The following is a 13,445-nucleotide window of genomic DNA, read 5'->3' as shown; positions in this document are numbered from 1 at the left end:
TCACTCGCTGCCCAACTGCTTCTGCACCAGTTCGTAGTACATGCCGCGCCGCGCCAGCAGTTCCTCGTGGCGCCCCTGCTCGACGATCTTCCCTTCGTAGAGCACGACGATCTTATCGGCCCGCATGATGGTGCTGAGCCGGTGCGCGATGATGACGGCCGTGCGCCCGGCCAGGATCGCTTCCATGTTGGCCATGATGTTGCTCTCGGACTGGGTGTCGAGCGCCGACGTCGCCTCGTCGAAGACCAGCAGGCGCGGGTCGTGGTAGAGCGCGCGGGCGATGCACAGGCGCTGCACCTGCCCGCCGGACAGCCCGATGCCGCGCTCGCCCACCACCTGCTCGTACCCGAGCGGCATCTTGGCGATGAAGGCATGGGCGTCGGCCATCTTCGCCACCTCCTCGATTCGCCTGCGGTCGGGACTGTCGTCGCCGCTGGCGATGTTCTCGGCAATCGTCCCCGAAAACAGCAGATTGCTCTGCATGACATAGCCGACCTGCGCCCGGTAGTAGTCCTTGTCGATGGCGCTCATCTCGTAGCCGTCGACGATGATTTTTCCTTCGGAAGGCGGATAGAAGCCCACCAGCAGCTTGGCCAGCGTGGTCTTGCCCGAACCGCTGCGCCCGACGATGGCGACCAGCTCGCCCGGCTTGATGTCGATGCTGATGTCCTCCAGCACCCAGGGCGTATCCTCGCCGCCATAGCGGAAGTACAGGCGTTCGAGCTTCAGTTCGCCCTGCAGGTCGGGCAGGATCACGCGCGAGGCGAGATCGGCCGGCTTCTGCTCGGGTTCGATGTCGAGCACGTCGCCCAGGCGCTCCATAGCGACCGTGGCGTCGGCCATGCGGCTCCACAGGCCGACGAGGCCCATGAGCGGGCCGAGCACGCTGCCCATCAGCGCATTGAAGGCCATCAGCTGCCCGATGGTGAGTTCCCGCGCCAGCACCAGCGTGGCGCCGGCCCACAGGATGACGATGGTGGTGGCCGAGTTCAAGATCTGGCTGGCCAGGCCGACCAGGATGTTGAAGGACTGCGAGCGGTACTGCACTTCCAGCGCCTTGACGTACTTCTTTTCCCATTTCAGGCGCACCGGACGCTCGCTGCCCATGCCCTTGATGGTCTCGATGCCGCCCAGCGCCTCCATCAGGAAGGACTGGGCATCGGTCGAGACATTGAACACCTCGCGCGCATAGTCCTTGATCTTCGGCGTCACCAGCACAGTGAGCGCGATGATCGGGATGACGAAGCCGATCAGCAACAGGGTCAGCTTGACGTTGTAGAGGAAGAGGATGGTGAAGTAGATGAAGACCATCAGCAGATTCAGGAGCGTCGTCACCGTCGACTCGGTGAGGAAGGCGCGGATGGTCTGATTTTCGGAGAAGCGCGCCAGGATGTCGCCCGTCTTGCGCTTGGCGAAGAAGGAATACGGCAGCGACATCGTGTGCTTGAAGAACTGGGCCATCATCGAAAAATCGAGATTGCGCACCATGTAGTTCGACAGGTAGGCGCGCAGGGTCGACATGATCTGGCTGAACACGGTCGAAATCACCAGGCCCAGGATCAGCAAGTGCAGCAGCCCCAGGTTCTGGTGCACCAGGACGCCGTCGAGGATGTTCTGGATGATCATCGGCGGCACGATGCCCAGCATCTGGATCACGAAGGTGGCGAGGAAGAGCTGCAGCAGGATCTTTTTATACGGCTGCAGGTAGCTGACGAAGCGCAGCCAGGGCGAACGAGCCGCTTCGAGCCGCACCAGCTGCTGGCCGGGCGTGAACACGAGGCAGGTGCCGCTCCAGCCGCGCTCGAATTCTTCCACGCTCATCTTGCGAAAACCCACCGCCGGGTCGGCCATCCACACCTGGTTCGGGGAGATGCCATACACGATGACGTAGTGGTAGCCCTCCCAATGCGCGATGAAGGGCAGCTCGAAGCCGAGCAGTGCGTCGAAGGTGCACTGCACGCCGCGCGCGCCGAAGCCCAGCGCCTCGCCCGCGCGCGCCAGGCTGTCGAGCGTGGCGCCCTGGGTGGTGACGTTGGCCAGTTCGCGCAGCTTACCGAGGGTCATGTTGATGCCGTAGTGGCGGCACAGCATGGCCAGGCAGGCGGCCCCGCAATCCATCTCCTCGGCCTGCTCGACCCAGGCGAAGCGCTTGATGATCTTTTCGCCGGCCTTGGGTGTGGAGGCCAGATCCAGCACGACCGGACGCTTGCGGCGCTCGGCCAAGCGCTTCTGGCGCTGCAGCTCGCGTTCGAAAAAGCGCACGCGCTCCTCGATCACCTCGCGGAACTTCGCATTGCGCTCGAGGATGAAGTGGGCCGACTTTTCCGGAATGACGAGCAGCACCGCCTCGCCGGCGGCGACGACACTGGCCGGCTGCTCCTGGCGCATCAGGCAGGCCTTTTCGCCGAAGATCTCGCCGGGGCCGAGCGTGGCCAGCACATAGTCGTCGCCGCCGTCGTGCACGACGACGCGCACCTGCCCCTGGCGCACGACATACAGGCGGCGGTCGTCGCGCGCGTTCTGCTTGAGGATTTCCGTGTCCGGCTTGACGCGCTTGACGCCGACGCTGCGTACGAACTCGTCGAGCTCGGATTTGTCGACCTTGCCGCGCAGTTCGAACAGGCGCGCCACCAGGCCGCCGGCCGAACTGATGGCCACGTAATTGTTGATGAACTCCAGCGCCGCCAGATTGCGCGCCAGGAGCGGCTCGATCGCGCCGCGCGGGATGAACCACAGCTCGGTCTTGAGCGCGGCGCGCGCCGACAGCTCGTGGCGGTAGGGGCGCAGCATGGCGACTTCGGCGAACACCTCGCCGGTCTTGCGCACCCCCATGCTGAATTCCTTGCCGTGCTCCTCGCTGAACACGCGCACCGAGCCGGACTTGATGACGACCAGGCCTTCGGCCAGGTCGCCGGCGCTGCAGATGGCGTCGCCAAAGGCATACGAACGCGACTCGATCGATTCGGCCAGCGCGTCGAGTTCTTCCGGCGTGAAGCCCGACAGGATCTCGACCGAGGACAGGAAGGCCGCCGCCGTATTCCCCTGTTGCGTCGATTGCTCCATCTGACGCCTTGTCGATCAGCGCGCGGGACAGGCTTCGATGATGTGTTCCTGCGCCCGCGCCGCCAGCCAGTCCTCGCGCAGCAGGCGGCGCACCTCGACCGCCGTTTCCTCGTCCAAGGTGGCCGGATACTTGGCGTTGACGGCGTAGATCTCGAACAGGCCGGGCGCGCCCGCCGGGAACGGCCCCAGCAAATCGCCGGCCGCGGCATTGAAGACGCGCGCCTCGAGGTCGGGCCGCAGCGAACCGCGCAGCACCTTGCCGATCACGCCGCCATTCTCGCGGGCCTCGCCCACCGAATGCTCGGCCACCATCTCGGCGAAGCTGTCCGGATCGTCGGTCAGCGCCGACATCATCTCCTTGGCCTTGTTTTCGGAGTCGAGCACGATATGGCTGATCTCGACGCTGTCGAAGCGCGGCGAATTCAGCTTGAAGTACTGTTCGACCGCCTTCTCGCTGCAGACTTGGGCCATCATCTTCTCGTGGTACAGGCCGTCGGTGATGAAGTCCTCGAACTCGTCCAGGCTCACGCCCAGCGCATCGAGGTAATGATTCATGTCGGCCGCCCGGTGCAGCCCGCCGATGCGGCGGAACTGGTCGGCGCGCTCCTGGATCTCCTCGGGCGCCAGCGCCACCCCCGCTTTGCGCGCGGCGTGCACGGTCAGCTTCTCGCGTACCAGCTGCTCGACGAGTCCCTCGAACTGTCCGGTAAGCTTGAGTGTCCTGATGAAGTAATCGGTATCGATGATCTCGTCGTCGATGCGCACGATCCCGGCCATATCTCCCCCTGGCGTTATCCCTTATGTGTGGGACTGCCTGGCGCGCGATTTGTTCAATCGGCCGGTGATGGCTGCCATGCGCGAGTGCGAAAATTGCCGCACCGGGTTTTCGCGCGAGTTGAAGTATCTGAAACACAGTAGCGTGCTTACCAGGGTTACAGTGCATGCCCAGCAGCCGAGGCATAAAGGCGCACCTGCCGATGGGCTTTGTACGCTGAAATCCCGTGCGGATGAAACGTCGCGATATGTAATCGATAAGCGTACGCTACGGAGTATTTCCTCGAAACATAAACCAAGTTATCATCTTGAAAATATGACACAAGGGAATGGCATGGTCAGGAAGTTCAAATTTGTATCATTATCCGGCGGGGGATATAGAGCTGCCCTATATAACGCAGGTGTACTGCGTGCCCTGCATGCCGCTAATATCCTCTATGACGCCGATATGATTGTCAACGCAGTCTCCGGCGGCTCGATTCCAGCAGTGCTGTGGAGGCACTACCTGAAAGCCGGGCCGAATTGGCCGACGTATTGGCCAGAAGATGCACTCCTTGAGCTTGTGTCCTCGACGCCGAGGCTCGGTGGCCGATTTAACTGGACTCTACGAGGGCTGCACTTCCGATCTACTAAAGCATGGCAGAAATTTCTGGAAAATTGGTGGGCGCGTCTTCCTACTTTACCTAAAGGCTCGGGAGGCGAGCCCACTTTCCTGATCGAAGCGTTGAACTACCATACTGGAGAGTTTTGGTCGTTCGACCGGCATGGATTTGCCCCGGCTACACGGAATTATCTCAAAACAAGGACGTCGATCGACGCGATAGCGATGTCAGAGATTCAGGCAATTGCTGTCGCAACAGCTTTCCCCATTTTGTTCCAAGGGCTGAGCACGCATTATCCCCGCAACCCACATCGGACTGTCCACTTGAAGGATGCAGGCTTGGTCGACAACATGGCGATCATGCCGCTTTTGCCGATACTCCGTCACGATCACGTTCATTCTCCTGTCGGAACCGTGGAACGCTGGATTCTTTCGAACGCAGGATCTCCCCTGGCTGTGACCTCTAGTTTCGAGGGCGCTTTCATGCCGGGCGGTTTGGGTCGGCCTTCCAAGATTGGCCTGATCGATCATTTATTCAGGCTGACGGGCGATCTTGCACAGCCTGCATTTGTCCACCAACTCGCCGGAATCCTGCGGGATTATGCCGGTGTCAAATTCATTGGCGTCGCTCTGGGAACCAGCGCTGACGGTGAGGCGCCCTGGTGCGTCAATTCCCGCTTCAAAGCACCGTCGAACATGTCCACGCACCTCGGTTACGTTTCGAAAGCCGCGGCGCTGTGTGTGATGGCGGAAGGTGCGCAAGCAATGAGTAAGGCATTGTTGTTGAACGGGCTGATCAACCCAAATCAGCGATCGAATCTCGAACAATTCATGACTGAGCTTGCTAACTCTGTTGGCCGAACTGCTCTACCTAGCAAACTGTCGGCGAATTACTGGATACAACGCTTTAGAGGAGCCTCACGCAGTTAGACAATACGGATGAGCCCGCAATTACCGTGTCGCGCAGATCGTTTCGGCATCAGCCAATCAGTTGACCCGCTCCATGCAAATGAAACAAGGCGCGTATCTTGTTAATTCTGCCGGACGAGGCTGGTTCGGAAATTGACGCAGCGGACTTGCTGGCATGCGCCGCAGCAGGCTCGGTCGACGGAATAATTACCACGGTGTCGAGCTCGATCAATTCCGACGTTGGTCGGGATTTTCCACGACACATCGGCGGGCTAATTACGCTTAAGTTGGCTGCGGAGTTTCTGCGATGAAACGACGATTACAACAAGTTTGCAATATGGCTGTTCAGACTGGGCCGACTTGATATGATAATCATTCGTCGCACACAGGATAATCGTAAATGAAAAGCAATTTAGTAGTAGTAGCACCTGACGAAGTGGTTGCCGCTGCGCGGGCAGCCGAAACCGACGGCGAAGAAGCATCGAATCTATCAAAAGTCTCAAAAGCGCTGGGACGTTACCTCTTCTATGGCCCGGGCGTGCTGATACTCGATGGTGCAGAAGCGCTCGCAGCTTGGGTGAAAGCGCGGCAGAATGGCGTCAACGTCACCCAAATCAGCGCTTCGGAAGCATCGGACTTTACATTTCCTCCAGGCCACCCAAGAGACGGTGTCCTGTACGTCGCTCATCCTGCAACGAGTGGCGTTTACTTTACTGTCGCTTCATTTCATCGGCTCGCTTTTGAGCACAAATTTTCCGAGGCTGTCGATTTGCTAATGCATCTGGGTGCAACCGAGATCAAGGTCAAGCATGTCCAGGGCTGGTCGCGCGAATTTGCAGCCAAGATGGCGGGGCCTCTTTCCGCTACCGAGGTGGATATACAGGTATCGTCGCAAAAAGCCAATGCGTCCTCCCTTCTTTATGAAGCTCACTTGGAAGGCAATACGCAACCTAGGATTCCTGACTCCCTCGTCTGGTATCAACACGAGCCAACTTGGCAGTCGATCGCCAAAGGGAGGATCGAATTTGGACTGACCGAATTCTCGCTTACGGTCAATTACGAGGATGACTTCGGAGTCAACGCTGGCTTGAAGCTTAATGCTGGAAAAGCAGGCCTCGATCTCGGCGGCACATTCGAGGATCATCAGGCGACAACCTGGCAAATACATGGGAAGTTCGCGAAATAGTCTTTCGCTGAGCCGTTAGAAGGAACCCCGCCAACGTCTCAACGCGGACTCGCGAAATCCCGCAACACCTCGCGCGCCGCGTTATGCCCCGGCGCCCCGGTCACGCCCCCGCCCGGATGCGTCCCCGACCCGCAGGTGTACAGCCCCGCCACCGGCCCGCGGTAATCGGCATGGCCCAGCATCGGCCGCGCGGCGAACAGCTGGTCGAGGCCAAGGGCGCCGTGGAAGATGTCGCCGCCGACCAGGCCGAAGGTGCGCTCCAGGTCGAGCGGGCTCATGATCTGGCGGCCGAGCACGGCGCGCTTGAAGTTGGGCGCGTAGCGGTCGACCGTGTCGATGATCAGGTCGGCGACCTCCTCGCGGTGCGCGTCCCAGCTGGCGCCGTCGGGCAGCTGCGGCGCGACGTGCTGGCAGAACAAGCTGGCCACGTGCCGGCCCGGCGGCGCCAGGGTCGGGTCGAGCGTGGACGGGATCAGCAGCTCGACGATGGGCGCGCGCGACCAGCCGAAGCTGCGCGCATCCATGTAGGCGCGCTCCATGTACCCCAGGCTGGGCGCGATGATGATGCCGCTGCCGTGGTGCTCGGCCGCTTCCTTGCCCGGCAGGCAGCTGAAGTCGGGCAGCTCGGACAGCGCCACGTTCATGCGGAAGGTGCCGGAACCGCAGCGCCAGGCGCGCATGCGGCGCAGGAAGTCGTCCGGCAACGCGCCCGGGTCGACCAGCTTGGTGTAGAGCAGGCGCGGGTTGAGGTTCGAGACGACCACCTTCGCATCCAGCCGTTCGCCCTTGGCTGTGACGACGCCCGTGGCTCGGCCTCCTTCCATCAGCACCTCGGCCACCGGGCAGCCGGTGCGGATCTCGACGCCGAGCGCCTCTGCCGCCCTGGCCATCGCCTGGGTGATGGCGCCCATGCCGCCGATGGCGTGGCCCCAGGCGCCCTTCTTGCCGTTGACCTCGCCGAACACGTGGTGCAGCAGGACGTAGGCCGAGCCCGGCGTGTAGGGGCTGGCGTAGTTGCCGACCACGCTGTCGAAGCCATAGGCCGCCTTGATCGGCGCGCTGTCGAACCAGCCGTCGAGGTAGTCGCCGGCCGACTTGGTGAACAGGTCGAGCAGTTCGCGCTGGCTGGCGAGCGAGAGCTTGCGCATGCGGTTGCCGAGTTTGCCCGCCTTGATCAGTTCGGGCAGCGCGGCGAGCCAGGAGCCGTCGACGCGGTTGGGCGGCGTTTCGAGCACCAGCTCGCGCAGCAGGTCGGCCGCGCTGTCGAGGTGGGCGCTGTAGGCGTCCAGGCGGTCGGCGTCGCGCTGCGAGAATTTCGCCACCTCGGCATGGGTCTTGCCGGCGCCGAGCTTGAGGTAGCTGCCGTCCTCAAAAGGCAGGAAATTGGACAGGGGCCGCTCGACGATGCGCAGGCCATGCGCGGCCAGCCCCATGTCGCGGATGACCTTGGGGTTCAGCAGCGAGACCGTGTAGGCGGCGACCGAGTTGCGAAAGCCGGGATGGAATTCCTCGGTCACCGCGGCGCCGCCGACGACCTCGCGCGCCTCGAGCACCGTCACCTTCAATCCGGCGCGGGCCAGGTAAAAGGCGCATACCAGGCCGTTATGGCCGCCTCCGATGATGACTGCGTCGCGCATCCGCTTGCCTCCGTGGGGAACACGGCCATTTTGCGCCTTGCCGCGGCAAAGCGCACCTGCCAGGATGATGAGGTAGGCGCGCGCTTCAGCGCGCCGGCGCCGGCTGCGGCCCGCTGCTCGGGCCTCCGGTCACGGGCCGGTCGCCTTCCCAGTCGAGGCGGTCGATGCACATGCGGCGCGTGGTCTGGGCCACGTCCCAGGCGTGATACACGATCCAGGTTTCGCTGCCGTCGGGCGAGGTGGTGAAGGAATTGTGGCCGGGGCCGATGACGGCGCCGGGCCGGCTGCGCATCACCAGCGCCTCGTGACCGCCTTCGGGGCTGCGGTAGGGGCCGAGCGGATGGTCGGCCACGACATAGCTGATGCCGTAGTTCTCGCGCTCCCAGGCGCCGCCGCTGTAGAAGCAGTAGACCTGGCCGCCGTGGGTCTGCACGAAGGCGCCCTCCACCGTGTGCCAGTCGTAGACTTGCCCGTACATCGTGCGCCCCTTGCGGAACACGTGCCAGTCCTGGTGCGGGCGCACCACCACCTGCGGCTTGCCCTCCAGGGTGCGCATGTCGACCAGGCGGTCGACCACGATGCCGGTGCCGACCCGCTGCTCGCCCTCGATCTCGAGGAAGTCGACGCAATAGAACAGGTACCACCCGCCGTCGCTGTGGCGGTACGGGTGGGCGTCGATCGAGAACAGCTGATCCGGCACCAGGATGCCGCCCGTGTCCTCGAAGGGCCCGGCCGGATCGTCGGCGACCGCCACGCGCAGCTTCTGGTCGGTGCCTTCCGGCGCCGAGCCCGACGAGTAATACATGTAGAAGCGGCCCTCGTGAAAGGCGACTTCGGGCGCCCAGTAATGCTCGGCGCCGTTGGGCAGCAGCGCGTGGCCGAGCGCTTCCCATTCGACCAGGTCATGCGAACGCAGCACCGGGATCTGGCGTCCGTCCGCGCCGCCGGGCGCAGTGCCGTAGGCATAGTAGACGCCCTCGTGCTTCAGCACGAAGGGATCGGCCATGGTGTCCGGGTAGACCGGGTTTTGATAAGTGCGCTGCATCGTCTCTCCTCTTACATCGGCTTAACGGGGGCGCGAGAAACCGTAGCGAGCGGAAGAAGTCTTGGCCGAGAAGCGCAGCTGTACAAGCGTACAGCGAGCATCGCAGGCCAAGAATTCGGCGCGCAGCAGGTTGATCGCGCCTCCGTTACATTTTGTAGCGCAGGCTCAGTCCATAGGTGCTCTGGTTGTAGCGGATGTCGCGCGGCTGGTAGGGGCCGAGCGAGCTTTCGAACTTCTCGCGCGTCAGGTTGATGCCGTCGAAGTGGATCGACAGTTGCGGCGTGATCTCGTAGCCGATCGACAGATCGACGAAGGTGGCCGCCTTGACGATCCGATCCTGGAAGAACGGCGGCTCCTGGATCTCCTCGACGTAATCGCCGCGGCGGGTCGCGGCCAGGCGGCCGGTGATGCCGTGCCCCTCGTACAGCAGCGCCAGGTTGTAGTTCTTCTTCGCCACGTTCAGCAGCGCCGTGTCGACGAAGTTGTCGCCGCCGGCGATCGTCCGGCTCTGGTTCTTGCCCGAGATGTGCGTGTAGTTGAACTGCGCACCGAAATTGCTCCACGGGCCGGGCAGGAAGTCGAAGAACTTCTGCACGCTCAATTCGGCGCCGCGCAGCGAGCCTTTGCCCGAGTTCTGCGGCCGGGTGACGCGGTAGGTCTGGCCGTTGATGGTCTCGTCGCGGGTGAAGGTCTGCAGGTAGCCGTCGATGTCGCGGTCGAAGAGCGCGATCTGGGCATAGCCGTTCTTCGCGAAATAATATTCCAGCGTGGCGTCGAGGTTGGTCGAGCGGGTCGGCTTCAGGTAGGGATTGCCGGCGCCGCCGCTACCCGGCGCATTCACGGTCGGCGGGATCAGCGACAGGGCCGGATTGAGGAGACCGAAGTCCGGACGGGTAATGGTCTTCCCGACCGTGAAGTGCGACTGCAGCCCTTCGCTCCAGCTGACCACCGCCGAGGCGCTCGGGAGGAAGTTCGTTTCCGAGGTCTTCATGTCGACATCGGTCACCACGTCGCCGATGCGGTTCTGGCCGCGCAGCTCGCGGTTCAGGCGGATGACGCGCGCGCCGACTTCGCCGTTGACCTCGACCCCGGCCAGGTTCGTCTTCCAGCGTCCGGCCAGGTAGAGGGTGGCGCTGCGTTCGCGCTGGTCGAACAGGCGGGTCGGGTCGTCCGGCACGCGGCCGCTGGCCACGCCGTAGCCGTTGCGCACGCGGTCGGCCTGGTCGATCAGGAAGTCGGACGATGGCGTGTACCACGGGCCGCCAAGCCGATCCAGGCCCGGCACGAGCTGCTCGAAGTCGGGGCCGAAGGCGCCGATCGGAGTCGGACGCGTACCCGTGAAGTCGGCATGCCCTTCGCCGCTGTGGTAGCTGGCCTTGCGTGCCGACAGGCGCACGCCGCCCAGCAGGGTCGTGAACAGGCCGTCGCCGCCCAGGCGGTACACGCCGTCCGAGCGCCACTGGAACTGGCTGCCCAGGTCTTCGCGCCAGTTCTGCACCAGGCCGCGCAGCACGAACTGGCTCGGGTCGCGCAGGGCGTTGGGGCTGGTCGGCGTCGAGACCGAGCTGTAGCCGCCATGGCCGTCGGCGCCATAGGCGAACACGCCGGAACTCGCGCCCGGAATCTGCTGGTCGACGATGATGGTGTCGTTGACGAACTTCGAGCGCGTATAGCCCAGCTGGGAATTGACCGTGACCGGGCCGTTGGCATACTTCAGGCCGAGGCTGAGGTAGTGCGTCGTGGTGCGTTCGTCCTGGCCCCAGGTGCTGGTGGCGGTGAACGGATCCCAGTCGTAGGGGCCGCCGAACTGCGCCGCCGCGGCATTCGCCGACAGGATCGGGCAGATGGTGCCCAGGCGGGTGTTGCAGTGCGCGCCCTGGGGCGCCAGCACCACATTGGTCAGGCGCGGCGCCCAGGTGACGATGTCGAGGATGTAGTTGACCGCGTTGCGGCCCTGGTAGCCCATGCCCAGGTACTGGGCGCTCGCCTCCAGGTTGCGGTTGATCTTCCAGCCGAAGGCGCCGTGCACGCTCTGGCGTTCGCGTTCGCCGCTGTTGTAGATGCCGCCGATGTTGGGCAGCTGGCCCAGCACCTCGCCCGGCGCCGCCGCGAAGGGCGGCGTGTTGCCGATGCGGGTGGCGGTGCCGTCGGGACGCACCGAGAACACATTGGTCGGGCGGTCGACCCATTGCACCGGGTAGCCCCAGTTCTCGCGGTTGACGTGGACGTCGAACAGCGCGCCCATCTCGCCCATGCTAGTTTGCCAGCGGTTGCTGACGGCGAAGCCGCCGCCCGGATTATGCTTGTCCTTCGTTGCGCTGCTGCCGGACACCTTGTTCAGGCGATCCTCGATATAGCCGCTGGCCGAGAAGCCTTTCGCATCGAAGGGCGAGCGCAGGCGGATGTTGACGGCGCCGGCCATGCCGCCCTCGAACTGGCTGACGCTGGCCGATTTATAGACTTCCATGCCGCCGATCGACTGCACCGGCATGTCCTGGTAGGCCAGGCGGCGGCCGGCGGCGGTGAAAATCTCGTTGCCGTCGAAGGTGGTGGCGACGTCAGGCAGGCCGCGGATGATGACGGTGCTGGTCTGGCCGCGGTCGCGCTGCACCTGCACCCCGGCCACGCGCTGGAGGGCATCGCCGGCCTGGCGGTCGGGGAACTTGCCGATGTCCTCGGCGTTGATGGCGTCGACCACCTGCAGCGAATCGCGCTTGATCTGCTCGGCCGACCGCAGGGCCTGGCGCATGCCCGTCACCTGCACCACGGCGGGCGCCGGCTGGGCGGCATCGCCGGTGGCGCTGGCGGTGGCGTCGGGGGTGGTTTGCGCCAGCGCCTGCGTCCCGTATGCCGACATCAGCATGATGGCGGCGCAGATCGGCTTGACTTTCAATCGTGTCATGCATGTCTCCTGGGTTTTATGGAAAGGGATCACATCGAAGGGATCGCACCGCCTGCCGGTCATTGCCGGCTTCGGCCGTAACACATCTTAAAAGAGCCAAACAGGCGTCACCAATAACGAAACGCGCTGGAGCTATCCGAAATCGTCATGGCATGCACAGCGCATTCACGGCCGGGCCGGCTGCGCCAGCGGTTCGGCCGTGCTCTCCACCCATCCGGGGTCGAACACGCGGCCGTCGGCGTCGAACAGGAAGGCGCGCGTGGCCGGGAATACCAGTTCGACCTGGCTGCCGGTCTTGGGCGGCGCGGTATCGGCGTCGCACTTCACCGCCACCATCTCGCCGGCACCCGCGACCTGGGCATAGACCAGGGTCACGTCGCCCAGGTATTCGACCAGGGCGACCGTGGCCTGAATTCCGGCTCCAAGACCGCCGCCCTGCCCGCCGGGACGGGCGATCTGCAGGTGCTCGGGACGCACGCCGAGGGTGACGCGCGCGCCCGCCTGCGCCCGCGCGACGTCGGCCGCGACCTGAACGCGCGCGCCGTCGGCCAGCAGTACGCCCGCGCTGCGCCCGCCGTCGGCGGCCAGGGTGGCCTCGAAGAAGTTCATGCGCGGCGAGCCGAGGAAGCCGGCGACGAATTTGTTGGCCGGGCGTTCGTACAGGTCGAAGGGCGTGCCGACCTGCTCGATGCGCCCGCCGTTCAACACCACGATCTTCTGCCCGAGGGTCATCGCCTCGACCTGGTCGTGGGTCACGTAGATCATGGTGCTGTTCAGTTCCCGGTGCAGGCGCGCCAGTTCGACGCGGGTCTGGCCGCGCAGGGCCGCGTCCAGGTTCGAGAGAGGCTCGTCGAACAGGAAGACCTCGGGCTTGCGCACGATGGCGCGCCCGATCGCCACGCGCTGGCGCTGGCCGCCGGAAAGCGCCTTCGGCTTGCGCTCCAGCAGATGCCCGATCTGCAGGATCTCGGCGGCGCGCCCCACCCGCTCGGCGATCTCCGCCTTCGGCACCTTGGCCAGTTTCAGGGCAAAGCCCATGTTCTCGGCCACGCTCATGTGCGGATACAGCGCATAGCTCTGGAACACCATTGCGATGCCGCGCCTGGCCGGCTCGATCGTGTTGCTGACGCGCCCGCCGATTTCCAGCGTGCCCTCGGTGATGTCTTCCAGGCCCGCGATGATGCGCAGCAGGGTCGACTTGCCGCAGCCCGAGGGGCCGACGAAGACGACGAATTCGCCGTCCTCGATGTCGAGGTCGATGCCCTTGATGACGCTGTTGTTCTCGTACTGCTTCTTGATGCCGCGAAGGCTAACCGATGCCATGTTCT

The 13,445-nt window shown here is 64.0% G+C and carries 8 protein-coding genes; 2 read left to right on the top strand and 6 right to left on the bottom strand.

Annotated features, from left to right (window positions below; translation table 11 throughout):
- Together ASF77_RS04260 and ASF77_RS04255 are read right to left on the bottom strand one after the other, a co-directional pair.
- Positions 1–3,063: a peptidase domain-containing ABC transporter gene (locus ASF77_RS04260; RefSeq protein WP_056334850.1), complete on the bottom strand. Its 3,063-nt coding sequence runs from the start codon at positions 3,061–3,063 to the stop codon at positions 1–3.
- Between the two features lie 15 nt (positions 3,064–3,078).
- Positions 3,079–3,840, bottom strand: a complete 762-nt coding sequence (locus ASF77_RS04255; protein WP_056334842.1) for a peptidylprolyl isomerase — start codon at positions 3,838–3,840, stop codon at positions 3,079–3,081.
- On the opposite strand from ASF77_RS04255, the gene ASF77_RS24015 reads away from it, so the two are divergent.
- Positions 3,821–5,368 carry a patatin-like phospholipase family protein gene (locus tag ASF77_RS24015; protein ID WP_162244823.1) on the top strand — a complete coding sequence of 516 codons (1,548 nt, stop codon included), beginning with the start codon at positions 3,821–3,823 and terminating at the stop codon, positions 5,366–5,368. The genes ASF77_RS04255 and ASF77_RS24015 overlap by 20 nt on opposite strands.
- Positions 5,369–5,747: 379 nt before the next feature.
- Entirely contained in the window at positions 5,748–6,533 is a 786-nt protein-coding gene (locus tag ASF77_RS24010; protein ID WP_156648718.1) for a hypothetical protein, read from the top strand.
- A gap of 38 nt (positions 6,534–6,571) precedes the next feature.
- Here ASF77_RS24010 and ASF77_RS04245 read toward each other — a convergent pair whose 3' ends face one another.
- The 4 genes from ASF77_RS04245 to ASF77_RS04230 form a co-directional block, all read right to left on the bottom strand.
- Positions 6,572–8,170: an NAD(P)/FAD-dependent oxidoreductase gene (locus tag ASF77_RS04245; RefSeq protein WP_056334837.1), complete on the bottom strand. Its 1,599-nt coding sequence runs from the start codon at positions 8,168–8,170 to the stop codon at positions 6,572–6,574.
- 85 nt (positions 8,171–8,255) lie between these two features.
- Positions 8,256–9,215 (bottom strand): glycoside hydrolase family 43 protein, encoded by a 960-nt coding sequence (locus ASF77_RS04240; RefSeq protein ID WP_056334834.1) that lies wholly within the window; start codon positions 9,213–9,215, stop codon positions 8,256–8,258.
- 145 nt (positions 9,216–9,360) lie between these two features.
- Complete coding sequence (locus ASF77_RS04235) at positions 9,361–12,117, bottom strand: TonB-dependent receptor (protein ID WP_162244822.1); 2,757 nt, start codon at positions 12,115–12,117, stop codon at positions 9,361–9,363.
- 165 nt (positions 12,118–12,282) lie between these two features.
- The gene (locus tag ASF77_RS04230) at positions 12,283–13,440 is read right to left on the bottom strand and encodes an ABC transporter ATP-binding protein (RefSeq protein WP_056334829.1); all 1,158 of its coding nucleotides are present in this window, start codon (positions 13,438–13,440) and stop codon (positions 12,283–12,285) included.
- Between the last annotated feature and the right edge of the window lie 5 nt (positions 13,441–13,445).

Origin of the sequence: Massilia sp. Leaf139 (genome assembly GCF_001424165.1) — a bacterium.
Lineage (GTDB): Bacteria > Pseudomonadota > Gammaproteobacteria > Burkholderiales > Burkholderiaceae_D > Telluria.
The sequence above is the reverse complement of the archived record's forward strand: the minus strand, read 5'-3'. Positions and strand labels throughout refer to the sequence as shown.